The organism is Scandinavium sp., assembly GCF_032012665.1.
Taxonomy (GTDB): domain Bacteria; phylum Pseudomonadota; class Gammaproteobacteria; order Enterobacterales; family Enterobacteriaceae; genus Scandinavium.
In genome coordinates this window covers 167,856-191,702 of the sequence record NZ_DALZVG010000007.1, presented here as the reverse complement: position 1 = coordinate 191,702, position 23,847 = coordinate 167,856, and the positions used below count along the sequence as shown (strand labels likewise).

Annotated in this window: 25 protein-coding genes and 1 pseudogene; 7 read left to right on the top strand and 19 right to left on the bottom strand. The window is 56.5% G+C overall.

Translation table 11 applies throughout. The features are described 5' to 3' along the window. The first annotated feature begins 146 nt into the window (after positions 1 to 146). Together RTU33_RS09025 and ltrA are read left to right on the top strand one after the other, a co-directional pair. Positions 147 to 326 (top strand): Hok/Gef family protein, encoded by a 180-nt coding sequence (locus tag RTU33_RS09025; RefSeq protein ID WP_312626762.1) that lies wholly within the window; start codon positions 147 to 149, stop codon positions 324 to 326. A 603-nt stretch (positions 327 to 929) separates the two neighbouring features. Further along, the gene (gene ltrA / locus RTU33_RS09020) at positions 930 to 2,606 is read left to right on the top strand and encodes a group II intron reverse transcriptase/maturase (RefSeq protein ID WP_312626761.1); all 1,677 of its coding nucleotides are present in this window, start codon (positions 930 to 932) and stop codon (positions 2,604 to 2,606) included. Between the two features lie 181 nt (positions 2,607 to 2,787). Here ltrA and paaY read toward each other — a convergent pair whose 3' ends face one another. From paaY to paaA, 13 genes are all read right to left on the bottom strand, one after another. Next, positions 2,788 to 3,384 (bottom strand): phenylacetic acid degradation protein PaaY, encoded by a 597-nt coding sequence (gene paaY, locus RTU33_RS09015; RefSeq protein WP_312626760.1) that lies wholly within the window; start codon positions 3,382 to 3,384, stop codon positions 2,788 to 2,790. An 11-nt stretch (positions 3,385 to 3,395) separates the two neighbouring features. Then, entirely contained in the window at positions 3,396 to 4,331 is a 936-nt protein-coding gene (gene paaX, locus RTU33_RS09010; RefSeq protein ID WP_312626759.1) for a phenylacetic acid degradation operon negative regulatory protein PaaX, read from the bottom strand. A 123-nt stretch (positions 4,332 to 4,454) separates the two neighbouring features. Continuing rightward, a complete protein-coding gene (paaK, locus tag RTU33_RS09005) occupies positions 4,455 to 5,768 on the bottom strand; it encodes a phenylacetate--CoA ligase PaaK (protein WP_312626758.1) in 1,314 nt (437 codons plus the stop codon). A 28-nt stretch (positions 5,769 to 5,796) separates the two neighbouring features. Beyond that, positions 5,797 to 7,002, bottom strand: coding sequence for a 3-oxoadipyl-CoA thiolase (pcaF, locus tag RTU33_RS09000; RefSeq protein WP_312626757.1), 1,206 nt, complete (start codon positions 7,000 to 7,002; stop codon positions 5,797 to 5,799). Next, the gene (paaI, locus tag RTU33_RS08995; RefSeq protein ID WP_312626756.1) at positions 7,002 to 7,427 is read right to left on the bottom strand and encodes a hydroxyphenylacetyl-CoA thioesterase PaaI; all 426 of its coding nucleotides are present in this window, start codon (positions 7,425 to 7,427) and stop codon (positions 7,002 to 7,004) included. The genes pcaF and paaI overlap by 1 nt, the downstream gene beginning before the upstream one ends. Beyond that, positions 7,417 to 8,841 (bottom strand): 3-hydroxyacyl-CoA dehydrogenase, encoded by a 1,425-nt coding sequence (locus RTU33_RS08990; RefSeq protein WP_312626755.1) that lies wholly within the window; start codon positions 8,839 to 8,841, stop codon positions 7,417 to 7,419. Before RTU33_RS08990 ends, paaI begins: the two co-directional genes overlap by 11 nt. 2 nt (positions 8,842 to 8,843) lie before the next feature. After that, the gene (paaG, locus tag RTU33_RS08985; protein ID WP_312626754.1) at positions 8,844 to 9,632 is read right to left on the bottom strand and encodes a 2-(1,2-epoxy-1,2-dihydrophenyl)acetyl-CoA isomerase PaaG; all 789 of its coding nucleotides are present in this window, start codon (positions 9,630 to 9,632) and stop codon (positions 8,844 to 8,846) included. A 2-nt stretch (positions 9,633 to 9,634) separates the two neighbouring features. Then, positions 9,635 to 10,402, bottom strand: a complete 768-nt coding sequence (gene paaF / locus RTU33_RS08980; RefSeq protein ID WP_312626753.1) for a 2,3-dehydroadipyl-CoA hydratase PaaF — start codon at positions 10,400 to 10,402, stop codon at positions 9,635 to 9,637. Further along, positions 10,399 to 11,469, bottom strand: coding sequence for a 1,2-phenylacetyl-CoA epoxidase subunit PaaE (gene paaE / locus RTU33_RS08975; RefSeq protein ID WP_312626752.1), 1,071 nt, complete (start codon positions 11,467 to 11,469; stop codon positions 10,399 to 10,401). The genes paaF and paaE overlap by 4 nt, the downstream gene beginning before the upstream one ends. Positions 11,470 to 11,476: 7 nt before the next feature. Then, on the bottom strand, positions 11,477 to 11,974 hold the full coding sequence (gene paaD, locus RTU33_RS08970; protein ID WP_312626750.1) for a 1,2-phenylacetyl-CoA epoxidase subunit PaaD: 498 nt from the start codon (positions 11,972 to 11,974) through the stop codon (positions 11,477 to 11,479). Positions 11,975 to 11,983: 9 nt separating this feature from the next. Next, positions 11,984 to 12,739: a 1,2-phenylacetyl-CoA epoxidase subunit PaaC gene (paaC, locus tag RTU33_RS08965; RefSeq protein WP_312626749.1), complete on the bottom strand. Its 756-nt coding sequence runs from the start codon at positions 12,737 to 12,739 to the stop codon at positions 11,984 to 11,986. A gap of 8 nt (positions 12,740 to 12,747) precedes the next feature. Continuing rightward, positions 12,748 to 13,035, bottom strand: a complete 288-nt coding sequence (gene paaB / locus RTU33_RS08960; RefSeq protein WP_097161024.1) for a 1,2-phenylacetyl-CoA epoxidase subunit PaaB — start codon at positions 13,033 to 13,035, stop codon at positions 12,748 to 12,750. Positions 13,036 to 13,046: 11 nt separating this feature from the next. After that, entirely contained in the window at positions 13,047 to 13,976 is a 930-nt protein-coding gene (paaA, locus tag RTU33_RS08955) for a 1,2-phenylacetyl-CoA epoxidase subunit PaaA (RefSeq protein ID WP_312626743.1), read from the bottom strand. 288 nt (positions 13,977 to 14,264) lie between these two features. Here paaA and paaZ point away from each other — a divergent pair, with 288 nt between their 5' ends. Beyond that, positions 14,265 to 16,304, top strand: a complete 2,040-nt coding sequence (gene paaZ, locus RTU33_RS08950; protein WP_312626742.1) for a phenylacetic acid degradation bifunctional protein PaaZ — start codon at positions 14,265 to 14,267, stop codon at positions 16,302 to 16,304. Positions 16,305 to 16,317: 13 nt separating this feature from the next. On the opposite strand, the gene RTU33_RS08945 is transcribed toward paaZ, so the two are convergent. Next, entirely contained in the window at positions 16,318 to 16,440 is a 123-nt protein-coding gene (locus RTU33_RS08945) for a hypothetical protein (RefSeq protein WP_312626740.1), read from the bottom strand. An 80-nt stretch (positions 16,441 to 16,520) separates the two neighbouring features. Between RTU33_RS08945 and tynA the strand changes: the two genes are divergently transcribed. Next, the gene (gene tynA / locus RTU33_RS08940; RefSeq protein WP_312626739.1) at positions 16,521 to 18,776 is read left to right on the top strand and encodes a primary-amine oxidase; all 2,256 of its coding nucleotides are present in this window, start codon (positions 16,521 to 16,523) and stop codon (positions 18,774 to 18,776) included. Between the two features lie 141 nt (positions 18,777 to 18,917). Here tynA and RTU33_RS08935 read toward each other — a convergent pair. The 3 genes and pseudogenes from RTU33_RS08935 to RTU33_RS08925 all read right to left on the bottom strand — a co-directional run. Then, positions 18,918 to 19,070 (bottom strand): annotated as a pseudogene (locus RTU33_RS08935) (type VI secretion system tube protein Hcp); the annotation flags it as partial. Continuing rightward, positions 19,012 to 19,161 (bottom strand): hypothetical protein, encoded by a 150-nt coding sequence (locus tag RTU33_RS08930; RefSeq protein WP_312626737.1) that lies wholly within the window; start codon positions 19,159 to 19,161, stop codon positions 19,012 to 19,014. The pseudogene RTU33_RS08935 and the gene RTU33_RS08930, both read right to left, overlap by 59 nt. 231 nt (positions 19,162 to 19,392) lie before the next feature. After that, complete coding sequence (locus RTU33_RS08925; protein WP_312626735.1) at positions 19,393 to 19,665, bottom strand: hypothetical protein; 273 nt, start codon at positions 19,663 to 19,665, stop codon at positions 19,393 to 19,395. 525 nt (positions 19,666 to 20,190) lie between these two features. Here RTU33_RS08925 and RTU33_RS08920 point away from each other — a divergent pair. Beyond that, entirely contained in the window at positions 20,191 to 20,625 is a 435-nt protein-coding gene (locus RTU33_RS08920) for a hypothetical protein (protein WP_312626734.1), read from the top strand. 123 nt (positions 20,626 to 20,748) lie between these two features. On the opposite strand, the gene RTU33_RS08915 is transcribed toward RTU33_RS08920, so the two are convergent. Beyond that, entirely contained in the window at positions 20,749 to 21,267 is a 519-nt protein-coding gene (locus tag RTU33_RS08915) for a phosphoribosyltransferase family protein (RefSeq protein ID WP_312626733.1), read from the bottom strand. Between the two features lie 200 nt (positions 21,268 to 21,467). On the opposite strand from RTU33_RS08915, the gene RTU33_RS08910 reads away from it, so the two are divergent. Continuing rightward, positions 21,468 to 21,833, top strand: a complete 366-nt coding sequence (locus RTU33_RS08910; protein ID WP_312626732.1) for a type II toxin-antitoxin system RelE/ParE family toxin — start codon at positions 21,468 to 21,470, stop codon at positions 21,831 to 21,833. 1 nt (position 21,834) lies between these two features. Then, entirely contained in the window at positions 21,835 to 22,119 is a 285-nt protein-coding gene (nadS, locus tag RTU33_RS08905; RefSeq protein ID WP_312626731.1) for a NadS family protein, read from the top strand. 110 nt (positions 22,120 to 22,229) lie between these two features. On the opposite strand, the gene RTU33_RS08900 is transcribed toward nadS, so the two are convergent. After that, entirely contained in the window at positions 22,230 to 23,729 is a 1,500-nt protein-coding gene (locus tag RTU33_RS08900; protein WP_312626729.1) for an aldehyde dehydrogenase family protein, read from the bottom strand. Between the last annotated feature and the right edge of the window lie 118 nt (positions 23,730 to 23,847).

Sequence of the window (23,847 nt, the reverse complement as noted above, 5' to 3'; positions counted from 1 at the left end):
CCTCCTATGCTCAAACTATAGGGCAGGATCGTCTACCGGGGCGGGGTCAGTCCAAAGCCCCAGGCAATATGTCTATCAACCTGGGGCTACCACTCCAAACCTGAACAGTTGGATGGTAGTCCTTCATCAGAAAGGAGGCAACAGCTATGCTGACAAAGTACGCCCTGATAACGGTGATTGTGCTGTGTATCACCGTTCTGGGGTTCACGCTGATGGTCCGCGAAACGTTATGTGAGCTGACCGTCAAAGAGCGTGGTATGGAAATCAGAGCGGTTCTCGCCTACGAATCGAGGGTGCGACAAGAAGTCGTGAAACTGTATACATAAAGTCTCATGGCGTAAGCCATATCCATCACTGTCCCAACCAATCTGGAAGAGGGACCCGTTATTCAGCTAACGGTAGCCTAAGGATAGTGCGTCACTGGTAACGGTGAGGTATGAAGCATCCCTACAATGTAGTCATGTCATAGACATCGGGACCTCCTGCGAGGGAATGCCCGGATTCTACCAGCAACAGGTGGATGAGACGCTAGGCTGGGCGGTAAGATCAACATATGTGAATTGCTGATAAACATCGTGACGTAGAACGAGCCAAAGTTGCTGATAGGCTCATGCCAAAAGGTACGTGGCTGGATACTCTTTTCCTGGATAAGAGATCGCTGACGATAAAGCCACCGGTGAATAGGCAAGATCTAACCCGCTCGTGTGATGTGTATGGAACTTGGTAAGCCCGTATTCCTGCCCCTGTGGCAAACAAACTGCAAAGTGAGTTGTTGGGAGTGCGGGTAAAGGAGGATGGAGAAAGCGAAGGCCGGTCTGTAATGGAGCGGATAAAGGTTCAAAATTTGCCTCAACGCGAAAGCGTGCAGACTTCCATCAGGTCTCTAATCGCGAGAAAACAGGTAAAGCATCCCCAAGGAGGAAAGCAAGTTGAATGCAGCTAATAACAGTGCATTTGCGTCCCCCCATCTTACAGACTGGCATTCCATTAACTGGAAAACCAGTCATCGACAGGTGAGGAAGCTACAGGTTCGGATCGCGAAGGCAGCAATGAGTCAACAATGGCGCAGAGTGAAATATCTGCAACGTATGCTGACTCGATCCTTCTCAGCTAAATCTATTGCTGTACGAAGGGTCACTGAGAATGCCGGGAAAAGCACTCCCGGTGTCGATGGAGAAATTTGGAACACTCCCAAGAAGAAGTGGAAAGCTCTGAGTAACATGAAGCGGCACGGGTATCGCCCGATGCCACTTCGTCGAATACTAATCCCGAAATCTGACGGCACTCGCCGTCCCTTAGGGATTCCAACGATGCAGGATCGAGCTATGCAGGCTCTCTATCTGCTTGCGCTTGAACCTGTGTCTGAGTCAGTAGCGGACCACAACAGCTACGGTTTTCGCCCAATGCGCTCAACTGCGGATGCGATCGAAGCCCTGTTTAACAACCTGGCGAAAAAGCACTCTGCTAAATGGGTACTTGAGGGCGATATCAAAGGCTGTTTCGATAACATCAGCCATGACTGGTTGCTTGCCAACATTCCGTTGGATAAACAAGTGCTCAGGAAATGGTTGAATGCGGGATTCATGGAAAATAATCTATTTAACTCAACGAATTCTGGTACTCCACAGGGATCTCCAATATCTCCTGTGCTGGCTAATATGGCGCTCGATGGGCTGGAAGGAAGACTCCGGGAAGCTTTCGGGGGATATTCTAACTACTACAGAAACATGTATAAAATCAACATCGTGCGATATGCGGATGACTTCGTGATCACGGGCATTTCATCAGAACTGCTAAGTGAGAAAGTACTACCCATTGTTCAGGCTTTCATGGCTGAACGTGGGCTTACTCTATCTCCGAAGAAAACGCTGATTACCCATATAGATAAAGGATTCGATTTTTTGGGGCAGAACATCAGGAAATATGACGGGAAGTTTCTTATAAAACCGTCAACGAAAAACCTGAAAAATATCCTGAGAAAAATAAAGGCAATTGTCAAAGACAACTTGGCGATGACTGCGGAGATGTTAATTATAAAACTTAACCCGGTTATTAAAGGTTGGGCTAATTACCATCAACACATTGTCGCGAAAGTAGCCTACGGTTACATAGATTATCGTATCTGGCAGTTACTCTGGTACTGGTCCAAGCGAAGACACCCTAAACGTGGCAAGCGCTGGATTAAAGAGAAATATTTCAAGCGTATAGGTGCGCGTGAATGGCCCTTTTCCGCCATAGGGAAGGAGGGACAAATATTCTCATTGGCCAGAGCCGCAGATACCGTAATAAAACGCCATGTAAAAATCAGGGCAACCGCAAATCCGTATTCACCAGAAGATGAGGAGTACTTCGAAGGGCGGCTTCAAAATATCTGGAGCCACCAAACGAAGGGCAGACGAAATCTGAACACCATCTGGAGAAAACAGAAGATGCGGTGTCCAATGTGTCATGAGTTGATCACGCAGGAAACGGGATGGCATTTGCATCATACCCATCCAAGACACAAAGGGGGATCTAACAAATTGACTAACCTGATATTGCTCCATCCTAACTGCCATCGACAACTTCATAGCATTGCTACCGGTTCTAACACCAAGAACTTATAGAGGCTTGAGCGGTATGCGGGGAAACTCGCACGTACCGTTCTTAGGGGGCGGAGTTATAGCAATATAGCTTTGCTACCCGACAAGTGACTGACAAACGCGGGGAGCTATCCCCGCGTCTGACGACAGGTTTGGTGCCAAAAGCACCCTCTTTAGCCCTCTTCAGACGAAGAGGGCTAATTTCTTACTGAGAGGATTTCGGCCGCAGGTTTTCATCGAACGTCAGCCGCGTGCGCCCTTCCTCCACCTCCCGCAGGGGTTCAACCTGATGCATTGTTAACTTACAGCGTTCCACCAGCACCTGATACTCACGCGTACCGCGCTTTTTCCATTCCATTTCTTCGGCGCTGAGGCGGCGAATCGCTTTCGCCGGGCTGCCGATAATCAGGTGATCGGCGGGCATTTCTGCTTTCGCTTTCACAAAAGCCGCCGCGCCAACAATGCTGTTTTCACCAATCACCGCACCGTCCATCACCACCGCGTTCATGCCCACCAAAGCGTTACGGCGGATCACGCAGCCATGAAGAATCGCGCTATGGCCGATATGGCCATCTTCTTCCACAACGGTATCCTGCTCAGGAAAGCCGTGCATGACGCAGTTATCCTGAATATTGGCACCATCTTTCACCACAATACGGCCAAAATCACCGCGCAGGCTGGCATTGGGCCCCACGTAGACACCTTTGCCGAGGATCACGTCGCCAATCAGCACCGCCGTCGGGTGCACGTAGCTCTCTTCCGGCACTACCGGCGTTAAGCCATCAATCTGATAAACCGGCATGGTTAAACTCCTTATTTAAGATTCAGGCCGCCAAAGCGCTGATAAAACAGCGAAGCTGGCTGCGGCAGCGCTCCGACGGAGGTTTCCCCCTTCTCGCTAACCCACGCCAGCGCACCTGCGGCGACGCTCTGATAAATATTGATACACAGTTGACGAGCGGCCTGTCCTGCCCAGTGCGCGGGCAATAGCTCTTCCGGCAGTAACGGATCTTTCAGGATCACCCGTCGATAAAGGTGGATCGCCAACAGCTGAATGGCGAAACAGCGCGCGGGCGTCAGCTCATCCGGCGCAGCGTCCCGCAATAGCGGCAGCAACGGTCTGAAAGTATTGATGAAATTTTCATACATCTGATTCTGCTCGGTCAGCTGCCAGCACTCTTCCACGCGGGCGCGCAGCGCACTGACCGAAGTCGCTAACGGCGACTGCGCCTCAAAGCAGATGACGTTCTCCGCCACGCCCGCCTCGTGCAGCAGAGCCTGAACGTCCGCCAGCTTCTGTGAGGGAGACGCCATCAGGCTCGGCGCCAACGTGCCGAAGCCCTGCCAGATCAGCTGTTTTTTCACGTCTGCCAGCGTGCTTTTATCGAGGCCTTCAGACAGTAAAAGCAGCCAGGTGCCGTCCCAGGGTGGCGGTTCGGCGCGGTAAATTTTGCTCTCCGCACGGCGCGTCAGACGTAGCCCTTTGTCGCTCAGACGGTAAAAGCTGCGCCGTCCGATACGGGATACATCCAGCCAGCCCTCTTTATTGAGTCGAAACAGCGAGGTACGCACGAAGCGATCGCCAAAGCCGAGCCCTTCCAGCAGCGCCGTCAGGCTGCCAAGCCAGATTTCGCCGCCACGGTGGGACAAAGCATCGCCATAAAGCGAGGAGATCAGGGACGTGCCGCTCACCGGAACGGCGGCTACCGCGTGCTGAATAAAGGCGTCGAGCTTACTCATTTGATTCATTCTGTTGTTGTTTTCATCCTGGATGAATCATAGCACAGGCTTTCCGGGTGGCGCTGCGCTTAGCCGGCCTACGAGATGTTCCAGGCCGGGCAAACAACGTGCCGCCCGGCAAATAATGCAGATTTACCCGTTCGCCGCCACTTTACGCAGGTCAAATACGCGGCAAGCCTTGCCTTCTGAACGCGGAATGCTGCCACAGTGGACGATCGTCACGTCGGTGGAAATACCCACCATCGACTTAATGCGGTGGCGCAGTTGATGACATACCTGGCAGCGCTGCTCGTGGGTCAGCGTCAGGCTGCTCTCTTTCAGCTCCACCTTAACGGAGAGCGAATCAAGATGCCCGCGACGGTTCACCTCCAGCTGGTAGTGCGGCGACAGATGCTCAAACTTGACGATCTCCTCTTCCAGCTGCGACGGGAAGACGTTCACGCCGCGGATGATCAGCATGTCATCGCTGCGCCCGCTGATACGATCCATGCGGCGCATGGTGCGGGCTGTGCCCGGCAGCAGGCGCGTCAGATCGCGGGTACGATAGCGAATCACCGGCAGCGCTTCTTTGGTCAGCGTGGTGAACAGCAGTTCGCCCTGCTCGCCGTCGACCAGCGGTGAGCCGTCGTTCGGGTTGACGATTTCCGGGTAGAAATGATCTTCCCAGATGGTCGGGCCGTCGGCGGTTTCGAGGCACTCCATCGCCACGCCCGGGCCCATGACTTCGGAGAGGCCATAGATATCCAGCGCGGTAATGCCGAGGCGGCGCTCAATCTCTTTGCGCATCGCCAGTGTCCACGGCTCTGCACCGAACACGCCGACGCGCAGCGAACATAAGCTGGCGTCGCCGCCCATCTGGCGCTCCATCTCTTCAATCAGGTTCAGGCAGTAGGAGGGCGTCACCATGATCATGTCGGGTTTGAAGTCGCGGATCAGCTGCGCCTGCTTCTCGGTCTGGCCGCCGGACATCGGGATCACCGTTGCACCCAGACGTTCTGCACCGTAGTGCGCGCCCAGCCCTCCCGTAAACAAACCATAGCCGTACGCCACGTGAATTTTGTCTTTCGCACTACCGCCAGCCGCACGCAGGGAACGTGCCACGATGTTTGCCCAGGTATCGATATCGTTTTGGGTATAGCCTACAACCGTGGGTTTACCGGTGGTACCGGAAGAGGCATGAATGCGCACCACCTGCTCCATTGGCACGGCGAAAGTGTCGAACGGATAATTATCGCGCAGATCCTGCTTAGTGGTGCACGGGAACTTCTGGATATCGCTCAGCTCTTTAAAATCGTCAGGGTGAACGCCCGCCTCGTCAAACTTGCGGCGGTACATGGGCACATTGCTATAAGCATGATTCAGCGTCCACTTCAGGCGTTCGGTCTGCAGGGCCTGCAGTTCATCAACGGACGCGGTTTCGATTGGGTCTAATTTTGTTGTTGTCATTTTGTAGGGTACTCGCAGGTTAATCAGCTCACACGCGCTCCAGGATCATGGCAATGCCCTGACCCACACCGATACACATCGTGCAGAGGGCGTAACGCCCGCCGCGACGGTGCAGTTCATTGCTGGCGGCCAGCGCCAGCCGGGCACCGCTCATCCCCAACGGATGACCTAAGGCGATGGCGCCACCGTTTGGGTTAACATGCGGGGCATCGTCCGGCAGCCCCAGTTGCCGCAGTACGCCGAGCGCCTGAGCGGCAAACGCCTCATTCAGCTCGATGACGTCCATGTCGGTAATACTCAGGCCCGCACGCTCCAGCACTTTGCGGGTGGCAGGCACCGGGCCGAGGCCCATCAGGCGCGGTTCAACCCCCGCTGTCGCCATTGCCACAATGCGGGCACGCGGCGTTAAGCCTTGCTGTTTCGCCATTTCAGCACTGGCAATGATCAGCGCGGCGGCACCGTCGTTAACGCCGGAAGCATTACCCGCAGTGATCACGCCGTTCGCGCGGAATGGGGCTTTCAGCGAAGCAAGCTGCTCAAGCGTGGTTTCCGCACGAGGATGTTCATCCTGCGTCACTTCGGTAATCGCGCCCTTCTTGCCCTTCACGCTGACGGACACGATTTCCTGCGCCAGAATACCCTTTTGCTGGGCTGCCGCCGTGCGCTGCTGGCTACGAAGCGCGAAAGCATCCTGATCGGCGCGGCTTATTTTTAACAATTCGGCTACATTCTCTGCCGTTTCGGGCATGCTGTCAGTACCAAATTGCTGCTGCATGAGCGGATTCACAAAACGCCAGCCGATGGTGGTGTCGAACATCTCCGCCTGACGCTGGAACGGCGCGGTGGCCTTGCCCATCACAAACGGTGCACGGGACATGGATTCTACTCCACCCGCAATCAGCAGATCGGCATCGCCAGAGCGAATGGCGCGGGCCGCAAAACCGATTGCGTCAAGACCAGAACCACACAGGCGGTTGATGGTGGTGCCGGACACCGTCTGCGGCAGACCAGCCAGCAGCGACGCCATGCGTGCCACGTTACGGTTGTCTTCCCCGGCCTGGTTGGCACAGCCGAAAATCACATCATCGATAAGCTCCGCGTCAAGCTGCGGATTTCGCTCCAGCAGCGCGCGCAGCGGCACGGCGCCTAAATCATCGGCTCGCACGCCTGAAAGACCACCACCATAGCGCCCCACCGGGGTTCGCACACCGTCACAGATAAATGCGTCACGCATCAGGCTTCTCCCGTTACGCTGCCGCCGATGCGGTGAGATTTTCCGCGAAACAGGGCGACAGTCTTTTGTTGTTGGTTAACGATCTCAATGTCATACACGCCGGTCAGCTTGCCCTGATGCTTCACCCTCGCGGTGGCGGTGAGCTTGTCCCCGACAAAGCCCGGGCGCAGAAAGTCGATATTGCAGGCCGAGGCCACCGCCGCCAGCCCCTGGCTGTTGCAGGCGTAGGCAAACGCCGTATCCGCCAGTGAAAACAGCTGCCCGCCGTGGCAGGTCTGGTGGCCGTTAAGCATCTGCTGCGTGACGGTCATCGTCAGCACCGCAAACCCTTCGTCCATCTCAATGATGTCGATGCCCAGCGCCTGGGCGCAGGTGTCTTTTTCATACATCACACGGGCGTTGTGCCAGGCGTCGTTATGACTCATAGCTACTCTCCAAAAGCGCGCGCTGGCGCAGCAGGGAACAAGGACGATAGCGCTCTTCGCCGTAGTGGCGTTGCAGGTTTTCCAGCAGCTCAAGCACACGCTGCCAGCCAAGCAGTTCGCCCCATTGCAGCGGCCCGCGCGGGTAGTTCACGCCCAGACGCATGGCGATGTTGATATCCGCTTCGCTGGCGACACCTTTTTGCAGGGCATCCAGCGCCTCATTGACCAGCATCGCCACGGTGCGCCACACCAGCAGGCCGGGGTAGTCGGCAATCAGCAGCACTTTTTTGCCCTGCTGCTGGAGCCAGTAAATCGCTTTCTCTGTCTCTTCAAGGCGGTTGCTGGCGGCAGCGGCAATCACCGCCACGTCACTTTCGCTGCGATCCATCACCACGACGGGGCGATGCAGCCGGGTAGCGGCGGCCTGAGCGGTTTCACCGCGGGTTTCCAGCAGGAGCACGTCATCAATCGTGACAACGTCACGATCCTTTTGCGCATTTACCGCCTGACGATGCGCGGGCACCATCGGGTAATACGCCACTTCAGCGGCGCCCTGGGGCCAGGTATACACGCCCTGCCCGGATTTCTTGCCGAAGCGCCCCGCCAGCACCAGCTCCTGCTGGACCAGCGACGGCAGGAAACGTCGCTCCTGCCAGAAGGCGTTAAACACCGAACAGGTCACCGTAAAGTTAACGTCCTGGCCGATCAAATCGGTCAACTCCAGCGGGCCCATCGGGAAGCCACCCGCTTCACGCAGCGCGGTATCAATCGCCTCCGGAGCTGCCACCTGTTCTTCCAGGGCACGCCAGGCTTCGGCGTAGTAAGGCCGCGCCACACGGTTGACGATAAACCCAGGCGTGGACTGACAATGTACTGGTTGTTTACCCCATGCCAGTACGCACTGGCTCAGTTGCGTGACCACTTCTTCTGAGGTCGCTACGCCGCTCACCACTTCCACTAACTTCATGACCGGGGCCGGGTTGAAAAAATGCAGCCCCGCCACGCGCTCCGGATGCTTCACGCCTGATGCAATGGCGGTGATGGAAATGGAAGAGGTGTTGCTGGTCAGCAGCGTTTGCGGCGGGCAAATTTCGCCGAGCTGGCCGAATAAGGCTTTTTTGATGTCGAGGTTTTCCGCCGCGGCTTCAATCACTAAATCCGCAACGGCAAGCGCGGCGATATCGGTCACTGGCGCAATCCGCGACAGGCCGCGTTCGCAGGCATCTTTGCTCAGTTTGCCCTTTGCCACACGGGCTTCGAGACGACTGCGCAGCGCGGCAATCGCGCGGGTCATGGCTTCGGCAGAGATGTCATGCAGCAGCACCTGCTGGCCCGCCATGGCCGCCACTTCGGCAATGCCTGCGCCCATGGTGCCGCTGCCAATCACCGCCACGGTTCTGATGTTCTGGCTCATGATCATTTCCCGCTGAACTGTGGCTGACGTTTATTCATAAAGGCGCTGACGCCTTCACGGTAATCGGCACTGCGCCCGGCCATGCGCTGGTAGTCGCGCTCGAGATCGAGCTGCGCTTCCAGCGAGTTGGTTTCGGCAGCGTTAATCGCCTGCTTGATCAGACCCAGGCCGTAGGTTGGCTGCGTCGCCAGATGGCGCGCCAGCTGCCCGGCGGTATCGCTCAACTGTGCGTCTTCCACCACCTGCCAGATCATGCCCCATTGCTGAGCCTGTTCGGCGCTCAGTTTATCGCCCAGCAGCGCCAGCGCCATTGCACGAGCACGCCCCGCCACGCGTGGCAGCAGCCACGTACCGCCGCAGTCAGGAATGAGACCGAGCTTGCTGAAGGCCATCACGAAATTCGCTGAGCGCGCAGCAATCACGATATCGCAGCCGAGCGCTAACGTGGCCCCCGCGCCCGCCGCCACGCCGTTTACCGCACAAATGATGGGTTTAGGTAGCTTTGCCAGGCGCTTTACCAGCGGGTTGTAGAAAGTTTCCACGGAGTAACCCAGATCCGGAGCCGGGCCGTTCGGGTCGACGTTGCGATCGTTCAGATCCTGCCCGGCGCAAAAGCCGCGCCCGGCGCCGGTAATCAGCAAACAGCGGATGGAGTCGTCGCGTTCGGCCTGGGTCAGGCACTCTGCAAGCTGCTTGTGCATAACGTCGTTAAAGCTGTTCAGCCTGTCCGGACGGTTGAGGGTCAGGGTCATCACACCGTGCTCAACGTGGCTGAGAATAAAAGCATCCATGATTAGCGTCCTTTGAAGTCGGGTTGGCGTTTGGCAAGAAACGCGGCAATGCCTTCACGGCGATCGTCGGTGGCGCTGAGCAGCGTGAACAGCTGGCGCTCCTGAGCCAGCCCGGCGCTGAGGCTCACTTCCTGGGACTGACGCAGCGCCTGCTTCGCGGCCTGCAGCGCCAGTGGGGAGTGCTTCGCCATCTGTGCGGCAAGCGTCAGCGCGTATTCCGTGGTTAATTCGGCCGGGTGTACTTCACTGACCAGCCCGGCCTGCTGCGCGCGCTGTGCATTAATGGCTTTGCCTGTCAGCACCATCTGCGTCGCCAGCGATTTACCGACGGCGCGAATCAGCCGCTGCGTACCACCTGCGCCCGGCATGATGCCGAGGGTAATTTCCGGCAGGCCGAACGAAGCGTTGTCGCCTGCCACCACCACGTCGCACAGCAGGGCCATTTCGCAGCCCGCGCCCAGCGCGTAGCCGTTCACTGCGGCAATCAGCGGTTTGGTGAACGCATCAATACGTGCCCAGATCCGTGGACGAATATCGCTGAGCGTGGCGGCCAGATCTTTTTCCGCCATTTCCTGTAAATCGGCTCCCGCCGCGAAACACCGCTCGTTGCCAGTGATGACCACCGCGCCAATGGAACTGTCCTGCTGCGCAGCGTCCAGCGCATCGGCAATCTGCGTTAACAGCGCATTATTCAGGGCATTACGCGCCTGCGGACGGTTGAGCGTCAGCAGCAGTACGCGTTCATGCAGGCTTTTCACTAATTCGCTCATGCCATCCCCTTGGCGTCGAAATCGACAATCACGTCGGCAGTCACCGGCAGCGCCTGGCAGCTCAGCACATAGCCCGCCGCCAGTTCGTCTGGTTCGAGGCTGTAGTTGGTCGCCATCGACACTTCCCCGCGCAGCACTTTGCATTTACAGGTCGCACAGACGCCGCCTTTGCAGGCGTATGGCAGATCCGCGCCCTGGCGCAGCGCCGCGTCGAGAATGCTTTCGTCTTCGCCGGAAAGGACGATCGCGCGGTCGCGTCCGTCCTGGCGAATCGTGACCGTCTGGCCGTCAGCCTGCACGCTGGAGGCATGGCGAACGGCGCTGCCCGGCGTGTTAAAGCGCTCAAGGTGAATCGCTTTCGCAGGCATACCAAGTTCAACCAGAGCGGCTTCGGCGTCGTCCATCATTGCCGCCGGACCACAGATAAAGGCCTCGTCAAACTGGCTGAAGTTGAGCAGCGTTTTTGACAGCGCGTACAGCTTTTCGCCGTCGATACGACCGTGCAGTAAGGCGCTGTCGAGCGTTTCCTGGCTGAAAATACAAACCAGCTGCAGGCGCGTCGGGTATTTGTCTTTCAGGTCGGCCAGCAGCTGGCGAAACATCATGCTCTGGCTGCTGCGATTGCCGTAAATCACCGTGAACTGGCTTTTCGGCTCCGCCTGCAAGGTGGTTTCGGCGATGGCCAGCATCGGCGTGATACCTGAACCTGCGGCAATGGCCAGATAGTGACCGTTGCGCTCCGGTTGGGCCTGATAGCCAAAATTGCCCTGCGGGATCATCACTTCCAGCGCCATGCCCGCTTTGATTTCGTCACGGGCATAGCGGGAGAAGCGCCCGCCTTCGATAGCCTTCACCGCCACGCTGATTTCACCGGGCACGGCGCGGCGGCAGATGGAATAACAGCGGCGCAGCTCTTCGCCCGCCAGCTGTGTTTTCAGGGTCAGGTGCTGGCCCGGACGGAACGCGTAGGCGCTTTGTAAATCGTCCGGCACCGCAAAAGTAATGGTCACCGCATCGCGGGTTTGTGGCTCCACTTTTGCCACCGTCAGCGAATGAAACGTCGTCATGGCAACCTCAAATACATTTAAAGTAATCAAAGGGTTCCCGGCAGCTGTCGCAGCGATAAAGCGCTTTACAGGCCGTGGAACCGAATTCGGAGATCATCGTGGTGTGGGTGCTGCCGCAGCGCGGACAGGCAACGTCTTTCGGCATTTCTGCATGACAGGCGTGGGCCTGCGGCGGGCTGATGCCGTACTGGCGCAGGCGCTCGCGGGCGTCCGGCGTCATCCAGTCGGTGGTCCACGGCGGATCAAGTTGCAGCACGATGTGCACCGGCGTGAAGCCGTGGGCGGTCATCACCGAGCGAATCTCAGCGAGCAGGTGTTCCGTCGCCGGGCAGCCTGAATAGGTCGGCGTGAAGCCCACTATCCAGCCTTCACCCTGCTGCGCAACGCTGCGCACCATCCCTAAATCGGTGATGGTCAGCACCGGCACTTCCGGGTCAGCGATCTGACTCAGCAGCGTCCAGACCTGGTGCACTTCCGCTGACGCAATTTCCGCAAGACGTTGCATAGTTCCTCCTTACCACTGCTGACCGGGATACGAACGCTGCAGATACTGCATCTCTGCCAGCATCGGCCCGAGGTGTTCGGTATGCAGACCCTGCTTGCCGCCGGTGCGATAAGCCTGTTCGCCAGGCACGATCAGTTCAGCTGCGTTCAGGGCGCTGGTGATTTCCGCCTGCCACTCATCACGCAGTTCGCGCGGATCAACGGCGATGCCCTGAGCCACCAGGTCGAGCTCCAGCTCATCGGCCTGGAACAGTTCAGCGGTAAAGCGCCACAGGTTGTCGATGGCCGCCTGCATACGCCGGGCGGAGAGTTCAGTACCACCGCCCAGACGCTCAACCCAGCCACGGCTGAAGCGCAGGTGATAGCGGGCTTCTTTGATGGCTTTGGCTGCGATGGCGGCTATTTGCGCGTCTTTGCTGGCGACCAGTCGGCTGAACAGCGCCACGTGCCAGGCATCCATAAACAGCTGGCGGGCCAGCGTGTCGGCAAAGTTGCCGTTCGGCTGCTCCACCAGCAGCACATTGAGGAACTGGCGCTCATCGCGATTGAAGGCCAATGTGTCTTCGTCGCCATTGCCCTGACGTTCGGCGGCATAGCTGAGGAAATTGCGTGACTGACCCAGCAGATCGAGACCGATGTTAGCGAGGGCCAGATCGATTTCCAGCTCCGGCGCATGGCCGCACCAGGCAGAAAGACGCTGGGCCAGTACCAGGCAGTTGTCACCGAGGCGCAGCGCGTAGGTGGATACAGGATCGTGATTCATCATGCCCCGCCTCACATATGCTCGATGCCGTCAGGCAGGGTGTAGAACGTCGGGTGACGGTAGATTTTGCTCTCCGCCGGATCGAAGAACTCACCGCGCTCTTCCGGCTGCGAGGCCACGATCTCGCTCGCCTTCACCACCCAGATGGAGCAGCCTTCGCTGCGGCGGGTGTAAGCATCGCGGGCGTTTTCCAGCGCCATGCGATCGTCGGCGGCGTGCAGGCTGCCCACGTGACGGTGGGATAACCCCTGTTTGCTGCGAACGAACACTTCATATAAAGGCCAGTAGACATTGCTCATCGTTATTCTCCTTATGCTGCGTTGCGGGCCTGCTGTTTTTTGGCGTGCGCCAGCGCGGCTTCCCGCACCCAGGCGCCCTCTTCCCAGGCTTTACGCTTGGCGGCCAGACGCTCGTGGTTGCACACGCCGCGTCCGTTAATCACTTCGTTAAATTCATGCCAGTCGATCTCACCGAATCGATACTGACCGGTGGTTTCATCCAGCGTCAGATCGTTATCCGGCACGGTCATGCCAAGCATTTCTACCTGCGGAACGGTGTTGTCGACAAAGCGCTGGCGCAGTTCGTCGTTACCAAAACGTTTGATCTTCCAGGCCAAGCTCTGGGCGCTGTTCGGTGAGCTGTCGTCATTCGGCCCGAACATCATCAGCGCAGGCCACCAGAAGCGATTGATGGCGTCCTGCAACATGGCACGCTGTTCCCGGCTGCCGTTCGCCAGCGCCATGCAGGCCTCAAAGCCCTGGCGCTGATGGAAGCTCTCTTCCTTACAGATTTTCACCATCGCGCGGGCATACGGACCGTAGGAAGTGCGACACAGCGCCACCTGGTTCACGATGGCTGCGCCGTCCACCAGCCAGCCGATCACGCCGATGTCGGCCCAGCTCAGCGTCGGATAGTTGAAGATCGAGGAGTACTTCATGCGGCCATCTAGCATCTTCTGGTAGATGTCTTCGCGGGCGCAGCCGAGAGTTTCAGCGGCGCTGTAGAGATAGAGGCCATGCCCCGCTTCGTCCTGCACTTTAGCGAGCAGGATCGCTTTGCGGCGCAGGCTGGGTGCGCGGGTGATCCAGTTGCCTTCCGGCAGCATGCCGACAATTTCGGAGTGGGCGTGCTGTCCGATCTGGCGGATCAGGGTTTTACGGTACGCCTCGGGCATCCAGTCCTGCGGCTCGATGGCCGTCTCTTCGGCGATCTTCGCGTCAAAGCGTTGTTCTTCAGTCACATTGTCACCTTTATGATTCCCATTTGATTCACATTTAGCTTCATTGTGAATCATATTGTTTATGAGAAGTTACATAATGGTTAACTAAAACCCCAAGAACGCTTTGTGTATTCTGTGAGCGGTATCGCAGAGTAAATCCTGTAATCCATAAATAACAATAAGTTAACTATTAAAGACATATAGACAAGGATCGCATTGTTAATAAATTATTAAATTCAGGATTGATTTTTATGATTCATAATAAAACTATGTATAGCGATATGACGTAACATTTTACGGAGAAGCAAGATGCAGCAGTTAACCAGTTTCTTATCCGGCAGCTGGCAGTCTGGCCGGGGCCGCGAACGCACCATCAATCACGCCATTACGGGCGAAGCGCTGTTTTCCGTTACCAGCGAAGGTCTGGATATGGCACAGGCGCGCCGCTATGCCATCGAACATGGCGGCAATGCGCTCGGCAAAATGACCTTTGTGGAACGCGCCGCGATGCTAAAAGCGGTGGCGAAACATTTGCTGGAGCAAAAAGAGGTGTTCTATGCCCTCTCCGCACAGACCGGCGCAACCCGCGCCGATAGCTGGGTGGATATCGAAGGCGGGATCGGCACGCTGTTCACCTACGCGGGCCTCGGCGCACGCGAGCTGCCGGACGACGTTTTGTGGCCGGAAGATGAGCTGATTCCCTTATCAAAAAACGGCGGCTTCGCGGCCCGTCACGTGCTGACGGCAAAATCCGGCGTGGCCGTTCATATCAACGCCTTTAACTTCCCCTGCTGGGGGATGCTGGAAAAACTGGCCCCCACCTGGCTTGCCGGAATGCCCGCCATCATCAAACCGGCCACCGCCAGCGCGCAGGTCACCCAGGCAATGGTAAAAGCCATCGTCGACAGCGGCCTGGTACCGGACGGGGCCATCAGCCTGATTTGCGGCGGTGCGGGCGATCTTCTGGACCAGCTGGATTTCCAGGACGTGGTGACCTTTACCGGCTCAGCGCAAACCGGACAGTCGCTGCGCATTCACCCGAACATCGTCAAAAACTCGATTCCGTTCACCATGGAAGCAGACTCCCTGAACTGCTGTGTGCTGGGCGAAGACGTCACGCCGGAGCAGCCTGAATTCGCGCTGTTTATCCGCGAAGTGGTGCGCGAGATGACCGCCAAGGCGGGTCAGAAATGTACCGCCATTCGCCGTATTATCGTGCCGCAGTCGCAGACTGAAGCGGTAAGCGAAGCGCTGATTGCCCGTTTGCAGGGCGTGAAAGTCGGCGATCCGGAGGTGGAAGGCGTGAAAATGGGTTCACTGGTGAATGCTGAACAGCGTGCCGACGTACAGCAAAAAGTGGATGCGTTAGTGGCCGCAGGCTGTGAAATTCGCCTCGGCGGCAAGGCCGATCTGCATGCCGCGGGCGCGTTCTTCCCGCCAACGCTGCTGTTTTGCCCGCAGCCGGAGGAAAGCCCTGCCGTTCACGCCATTGAGGCATTTGGCCCGGTGGCGACGCTGATGCCGTATCAGACCCGCGAGCAGAGCCTGGCGCTGGCGCGTGCCGGACAAGGCAGCCTTGCAGGCACGCTGGTGACCGCCGACGGCGATATCGCCCGCGAGTTTATTCTGGGCGCAGCGCGTGCGCACGGCCGTATTCAGATCCTCAATGAAGAGTCGTCGAAAGAGTCCACCGGGCACGGTTCTCCGTTACCACAGCTGTTGCACGGTGGCCCCGGTCGCGCGGGCGGTGGTGAAGAGCTGGGTGGTCTGCGTGCAGTGAAACATTACCTGCAGCGTACCGCCGTTCAGGGGAGCCCAACGATGCTCGCCAGCATCGGTAAACAGTGGGTGCGCGGCGCAAAGGTGCAGGAAGACCGCGTTCACCCGTTCCGCAAATACTTCGAAGAGCTGCAGCCGGGCGACAGCCTGCTGACTGCCCGTCGCACGATGACCGAAGCGGACATCGTCAACTTCGCCTGCCTGAGCGGCGATCACTTCTACGCTCACATGGACAAAATCGGCGCAGCGGAATCCATGTTCGGTGAGCGCGTTGTGCACGGCTACTTTGTGATTTCTGCCGCAGCGGGCCTGTTTGTGGATGCGGGCGTCAGCCCGGTGATCGCTAACTACGGTATGGAGAACCTGCGCTTTATCGAACCGGTAAAACCCGGCGACACGCTGCAGGTGCGGCTGACCGTGAAGCGCAAAACCGTTAAACGCCAGAAAACTGCCGAAGACAAGGCAACCGGCGTGGTGGAATGGGCCGTTGAGGTGTTTAACCAGCACCATCAGCCCGTGGCGCTCTACTCCATTCTGACGCTGGTCGCGCGTCAGCACGGCGATTTCTAACGGATAACGCGCGCTACCCGGCAATCATCCACATCGTTGCCGGGTAGCGCGTTGTTTGCCCGGCCTGCATAGCATCCCCCTCAAATTCACCAACCTGGCAAATCTGACAAAACGGCTGGCAGGTGCAGACAAACACCGTGCACCTGCCCGCTGCTAGGGTGAGCATGTCGCAACTCAACACAACACCAATATACTGATAATAAGACGAGGCTAACGATGACGATTTCCGCCCGCAAAACGGCGCTGGCTATGGCCGTTGCCCTGATGTGCAGTTGGCAAACACCCGTCTTCGCCCACGGCGGCGAAGCCCATATGCTCCCGATGGACAAAACGCTGCAGGATTTCGGCGCCGACGTGCAGTGGGATGATTACGCCCGGATGTTCACCATCGCCAAAGACGGCGCGTACGTGAAGGTCAAGCCAGGGGCCAAAACGGCCATCGTCAACGGCAAAACTCTGACGCTTCAGGTGCCGGTGGTAATGAAGGATAAGAAAGCCTGGATTTCAGATACGTTCATCAACGACGTGTTCCAGTCCGGGCTGGATCAGACTTTCCAGGTCGAGAAAAAGCCACATCCGCTGAATGCGCTGACCGCTGAGGAAATCAAGGAAGCGGTGGAGATTGTTAAAGCCTCGCCGGACTACAAGCCCAACACCCGCTTCACTCAGATTGCGCTGGCCGAGCCTGAGAAAAACAAAGTCTGGGACTTCGTGCTGCACGACAAAGCCGTTGACGAGCCGCGGCTGGCGAACGTCACCATGCTCGACGGTAAACACATTATTGAGAGCCAGGTCGATCTGCAAAGCAAAAAAGTCCTGCACTGGGAGCCGATTAAAGACGCCCACGGCATGGTACTGCTGGACGATTTCGCCACCGTACAAAACGTGATTAACGCCAGTAAAGAGTTTGCCGATGTGCTGAAGAAGCATGGCATAACGGACACGACTAAAGTTGTCACCACGCCGCTGACCGTCGGCTATTTTGACGGCAAGGACGGCCTGAAGCAGGAAGATCGCCTGCTGAAGGTGGTGAGCTATCTCGACACCGGCGACGGCAACTACTGGGCTCACCCGATTGAGAACCTGGTGGCGGTGGTGGATTTAGAACAGAAGAAAATCATCAAGATTGAAGAAGGCCCGGTGATCCCGGTGCCGATGACCCCGCGCCCGTACGATGGTCGTGACCGCGTGGTGCCGAAAATAAAACCGCTGGATATCATTGAGCCGGAAGGCAAAAACTACACCATCACCGGTGACATGATCCACTGGCAAAACTGGGATTTCCACGTGCGCCTGGACTCCCGCGTCGGGCCGATTCTGTCGACGGTGACGTACAACAACAACGGCACCAGACGTAAAGTGATGTATGAAGGCTCACTCGGCGGCATGATCGTACCGTACGGCGATCCGGACGTGGGCTGGTACTTCAAGGCCTATCTGGATTCCGGCGACTACGGGATGGGCACCCTGACCTCCTCCATCGCCCGCGGCAAAGATGCGCCGACGAACGCCGTCCTGCTGGATGAAACCATCGCCGATTACAGCGGGAAGCCGATGGATATCCCGCACGCCATCGCCGTATTCGAACGTTACGCCGGGCCGGAGTATAAGCATCAGGAAATGGGCCAGCCGAACGTCAGCACCGAGCGCCGCGAGCTGGTTGTGCGCTGGATCAGCACCGTCGGCAACTATGATTATATCTTCGACTGGGTATTCCATGACAACGGCGTGATTGGCATTGATGCGGGCGCGACGGGGATTGAAGCAGTGAAAGGCGTGCTGGCAAAAACCATGCACGATCCGAGCGCGAAAGACGACACCAGATACGGCACGCTTATCGACCACAATATTGTTGGCACCACGCACCAGCACATCTATAACTTCCGTCTCGATCTGGACGTGGATGGTGAAAACAACAAGCTGGTGGCGATGGATCCTGACGTGAAGCCAAACACCGCGGGCGGCCCGCGCACCAGTACGATGCAGATTGATCAGCACGACATCGGCACCGAACAGGAGGCGGCGCAGAAGTTCGACCCGGGCACCATTCGTCTGCTGAGCAACACCAGCAAAGAGAACCGCATGGGGAACCCGGTTTCTTACCAGATTATCCCGTATGCAGGCGGCACGCACCCGGTGGCGACCGGCGCGAAATTTGCCCCGGACGAGTGGATTTATCACCGTCTGAGCTTTATGGATAAGCAGCTGTGGGTGACGCGCTACAAGGCGGATGAACGCTATCCGGAAGGCAAATACCCTAACCGTTCCACCCACGACACAGGCCTTGGCCAGTACAGCAAGGATAACGAATCGCTGGATAATCAGGACGATGTGGTGTGGATAACCACCGGCACGACGCACGTCGCCCGCGCCGAAGAGTGGCCAATTATGCCGACCGAATGGGTTCACGCGCTGCTGAAGCCGTGGAACTTCTTCGATGAGACGCCGACGTTGGGTGAGAAGAAAAAGTAACCCGCATGGGCTTCAAATGCCTGATGGCGCTTCGCTTATCAGGCCTACAGGATCCGCACACGATGCGGGCTTGTAGGCGGATAAGGCGTTTACGCCGCCCTCAGGCAAAACATATTCTTACCAGGGCCGAAAGGCCCTTTTTCATGCGCAGCAGCGGTCGTTCCATGCATCCCGATAAAGGATATTCCCTTCCGTATATTTCCACGTGATGGCCTCGTAGCGAAGCTCCGGCGTTTCAAGGTGCGTGCTGCTCAGACCGTTGGGGATCAGATGTGGCAACATCGTCGTCAGCCTCTTTCCCTACAGCGGAAACGGCGCGGTCGAGCTTAATGGCGAGGATGTTATTGGCCTGGAGATAGCTAATAATGGCATTATTCTGATCCATAACGACGCCCTGTTTGTTTCTGCTTAAATGCTTTGGAGGTAAAGCTCCCTGCCTTTCCGAAACAAAAATCAGGTAAACAAACACCTCGTCAAATAATAAATTTTGGGGTGTACATAAAAGACTTCAAATAAACACATCTTTTTTCATTCGCTCTGATTATAGTCTGAATTCTTCCATTTCCTCTGAATATGAAGCAAGCCCATCATGCCTGCATTTCATGAGGTACCCGATTCATATTGATAATAAAAACGCCACCGCGACACCGATGACCAGCACGGCACAGTAGAAAAATATGTTACCTGAGAACTGAGCCAGATCTTCCAGATGTTCGCTACCCTGTTTATTCAGCTTCTGAATGGCCTTCTTTTGATCATCTGCTTCAATGGCATAAGGATATCTGGTAAAACCATTTCTTTTCAGATTACTGGACACGTCACGCGTTACCAGTTCTGCTAAGATAACCTTAGTTTCATTATCCTTGATGAAAATGATGTAGTTACTCATGCCGCCTCCTGATAAAAACCTTCCTGATACCCAGAACAGATATGAAGCCAGTTAAACCTTATGTCGAATAATGCAAAGTACGCCATTTAAGAAACAAAAATCAATAGTTTTCAGGTTGTTCATCACAAAATACGTTAGTTCTATTTTTATAACCATCATTTATAGCATTAAAGCTGCTGATTAATTCCAAATATGTAACAGGCCCGCTTCGCTTGCATTTAATAATGAGAGGTTGCTTCCGGGAATAGCGCTTGTCGTAATAATCCTTGTCCTGTATTTTTATTTTCGCATTTGCAAAATCAGATGCCAGGCTTAGCATCCTGAAACCATACTGGTGACACAGTGGCGCGTCTGCGTCGCTTTTGTGTCGCACGCACGGCTACGCTACAATGGCGGGCCGGGCGGTGGCGTCGCAAGACGCGTCGGTTCCCAGTATGGCCGATAATGCTAACGCCGCCCGGACCCGCCACCCGCGAAATTAGCATTTCCAGTGGCGGTAAATTATACCCATACTGGAGTTTTTCTATGACGACTTACCCCGATCCAGACCACGATCTCCTGACCATTCCCTTCAGCGCCACCACAGACTTTACCGATCTGGCCGACTACTGCGACCGTTTTGCCTTAGCGCTGATGGAGAGTAACGACGTCCCCTACCAGACCGCGCTGCTCGACCGCCTCGGCGCCTGTCTCACCCTGCTTCGCCCTACTCTCGGCGAACCCATCCCCGATCATTTACTTAGCCGTTTTGTCGTGGATACGCTGCCTGAAAGCAAGACAGAGTTTGAACCAGATGCCGAAGCGCTGTGTGACTATTGCCAGTCGCTGACGCAGCTATTGAGTAACCAGACACTGTCGCCGGAAACCGAAAAAACGCTGAAGGGATTGTTGTGTGAACTGGTATGGATGTTTGCCGCAGATCTCAAGGCCCCTCGCTGGCTCAGAACGAAGCTGGTGTAATGAGGCGGTTCTCCCCCGGTCTGACCGGGGGCTCATGCTGTAAGCGAAGTTTATGGGAAAACAAGAGCTCCAATTATCGTAATGAACGGCAAAAGGGTAGCAACCGTCCTGCACTCTTTTCCATCAGGATTTTAATTTCGCGACGTAAGGGAGATTGCGGTATTTGTTCTCCCACGGCATGCCAAAACCGATAAGCAGATCGTCATTGTCCATCTCCAGCGCATAGTATTGCTGCGCATCAATCGCCACTCGCCCGGGTTTAACAAACAAGATTGCGACAGAGACCGATCGCGGCGAATAATGCGTTTTCAGGTGCTCAACCAGACGACGCATGGTTCCGCCGGATTCAATGGCATCATCCACCAGGATCACGTCCTTGCCGTTAATATCGCTATTCTGGTGATAGACAATGGTTGAACTGTTATTCCTGTCGCCCGGCGTATGGGGGCAAGAGATGTAATCCATATTGATGTCAAAGGTCAGCTTCCGTACCAGGTCTGCCGTAAAGAGCATGCCGCCCGGCACAACGGTGACAACCACCGCATGGTCAAAATTCTTATTCAGCTGAGCGGCCACTTTCTCTACGCCATGGGAAATCGCCATTTCATCCAGAACCACTGACCCAATATGCTTGTGTTCCATTTCACGTCCTCTTAATAGTCTTTCCCATTGTCAGAGCGTTCACGTTATCAGCAGGCACTGTGGATGAAAACCGCTTATTTACGAGCGGCTACGCAGAATCATCACGTATAACTGAAACGCCTCAACTTCAGGTTTACGCTTCTCCCGTCGCCACAATCAATCATTTTAAAGGGTGTACATAGTACCCATTGAGGTGTACTATGTACCTGCACACGGAGAACGTGCCTGTGAATGAGCATCATGCTATTGAGTTTATAGAGACGGCTTTATTTACCCGCCAGATTAAAGCCATTGCCACAGACGATGAACTGAGGGAGCTGCAAAGGGAGCTCATCCAGTTTCCGAACCGGGGCGATGTTATTCAGAACACTGGTGGGTTGCGGAAAATTCGCCTGGCAACGGGCGTTCAGGGCAAAAGCGGCGGCGCAAGGGTTATCTACTTCGTAGCAACAGCAGAGATTATCTGGTTTGTGCTGGCTTACCCAAAAAACGTAAAAGATACCCTGACAAACGCCGAGAAAGCCGAACTGAAGAAACTGACCAGAAAGTTAAAAGATGAGGTATGAGATGACTTTTTTTAACGAACTAAAGGCATCGCTGGAAGAAGCGGTCGAAATCAAAGAAGGCAAGAAAGCCGCCGGGCGCGTGACCCGCTATGAAATTGCCGATGTGAAAGCGATTCGCGAGCAGTTGAACGTTTCTCAGAGCGAAATGGCCGCCGCATTGGGCACCAGCGTCGATACCATCAAAAGCTGGGAATCCAGAAGGCGTAATCCAACGGGGCTGGCGGCGAAAGTGCTGGCCGTGATCCAGTCGAATCCTGCTTTCTTTTACGAGCTGGCGGCACACTGAGCGCCGAACATGAGAGTGCCGGATGGCGCTGGCGCTTATCCGGCCTACAAAAACCTGCTGACGTTACACCAGGGCATTCACGCAGGGCCGCTCGGCACATTGCATGACTCTCAATAACGCACACAAACCGATTTTGTTTCGCACCAGCCGTCCAGCCAGTCCGGGCCGAAATCGCGCCCTGTACCGGACTGCTTCATGCCGCCGAAGGGCAGGTTCGGATCGATAAGCGTATGGCTGTTCACCCACACCGTTCCCGCCTGCAGGCGATCGCTGTAGCTTAGCGCCTGAGAAAGGTTTTGCGTCCAGACGCTGGCGGTAAGACCGTATTCGGTTTCGTTCGCCAGCCGCAGGGCTTCGTCACCGTCGGCCACGCGTACCAGATTGACGACCGGGCCAAATACTTCCTCACGCGTCAGACGCAGACGCGCATCCGGATTCACGACTAACGTCGGGCGTACATAATACCCCTGGCCGCCAGGCCCTGCGTTACCGCTAATTAACTCCGCTTTGTTCTGCTCTGCTTCGTGCAGGAAAGCCGCGACCTTATCGCAGTGCGCACGTGATGCCAGAGGGTTAATCTGTGCGCTTTCAGACATCCCCGGCCCGACGCTAAGCGATTTCACCGCCTGCTCAAATCCCGTCACCAGCGTATCGAACAGCGGCGCTTCAATATAGATGCGGGAGCTGGCCGCGCAGACCTGACCCTGGTTGAGGAAACTCCCCATCATCAGACCTTCGATAACCCATTGCGGATCGGCGTCTTTCAGTACAATCGCCGGGTTTTTACCGCCCAGCTCCAGCGTGACGCGCGTCAGCCTGTCGGCAGCGGTACGGGCAATCTGTTTGCCCGTTTGCGTGGAGCCGGTAAAACTCACTTTGGCGACGTGCGGGTGCGACGTCAGCGCCGCGCCGCATTCCGCCCCGTTTCCGGTCACAACGTTGAACACGCCTTCCGGTACGCCTGCTTCGCTTGCCAGTTCGGCCACGCGCAGCAGCGTCAGCGGGGTAGTTTCTGAAGGTTTGATGACTATCGAACATCCCGCTGCCAGCGCTGGCATCACTTTCCACATGCCAATCATCAGCGGGAAGTTCCACGGCACAATGCCTGCGACCACGCCAACCGGCTCTTTACGCGTCCACGCCTGATAACGTGCGCCCGCAGGCATCGGAATGGAAACGTCCAGCGTCTGCCCGGTAATTTTGGTAGCAAGCCCGGCGGTATAGCGCATCCAGTTCAGAGTACAGGCCACTTCAAACGCACGGGAGATATTGATGGATTTGCCCTGCTCCAGCGTTTCCAGCTGGGCCAGTTCTTCGGCGTGCTTTTCCACTAAATCAGCGAAGCGCAGCAAAATACGTTCGCGTTCGGCAGGCATACGCCCCGCCCAGCGGCGGTCGACGAATGCGCGCCAGGCTGACATAACGGCTGCGTCCACGTCTGCGCTGTTGGCATCCGCGGTTGTGGCGATGGCATTGCCCGTCGCCGGATCCCAGACCGTCAGTCTCTTGTCGCTACGTGACGCCTGCTGCGCCCCGTCGATGTAGTTCCCGTGCTGGCGCGCCAGGAAGTGTTGCACGCTCTCAAGCAGTGCGACCTGTGAATCAGACATATCAGCTCCTTATTACCCTTCACGGTTTTATCCAGTGTAGAAGCCGCTCGCAGATTCTGTTTTTGTCTCTCTGTCATTCGCTTTGTCGCCTGTGACAGCCCTCGCAAACGGTGACAAT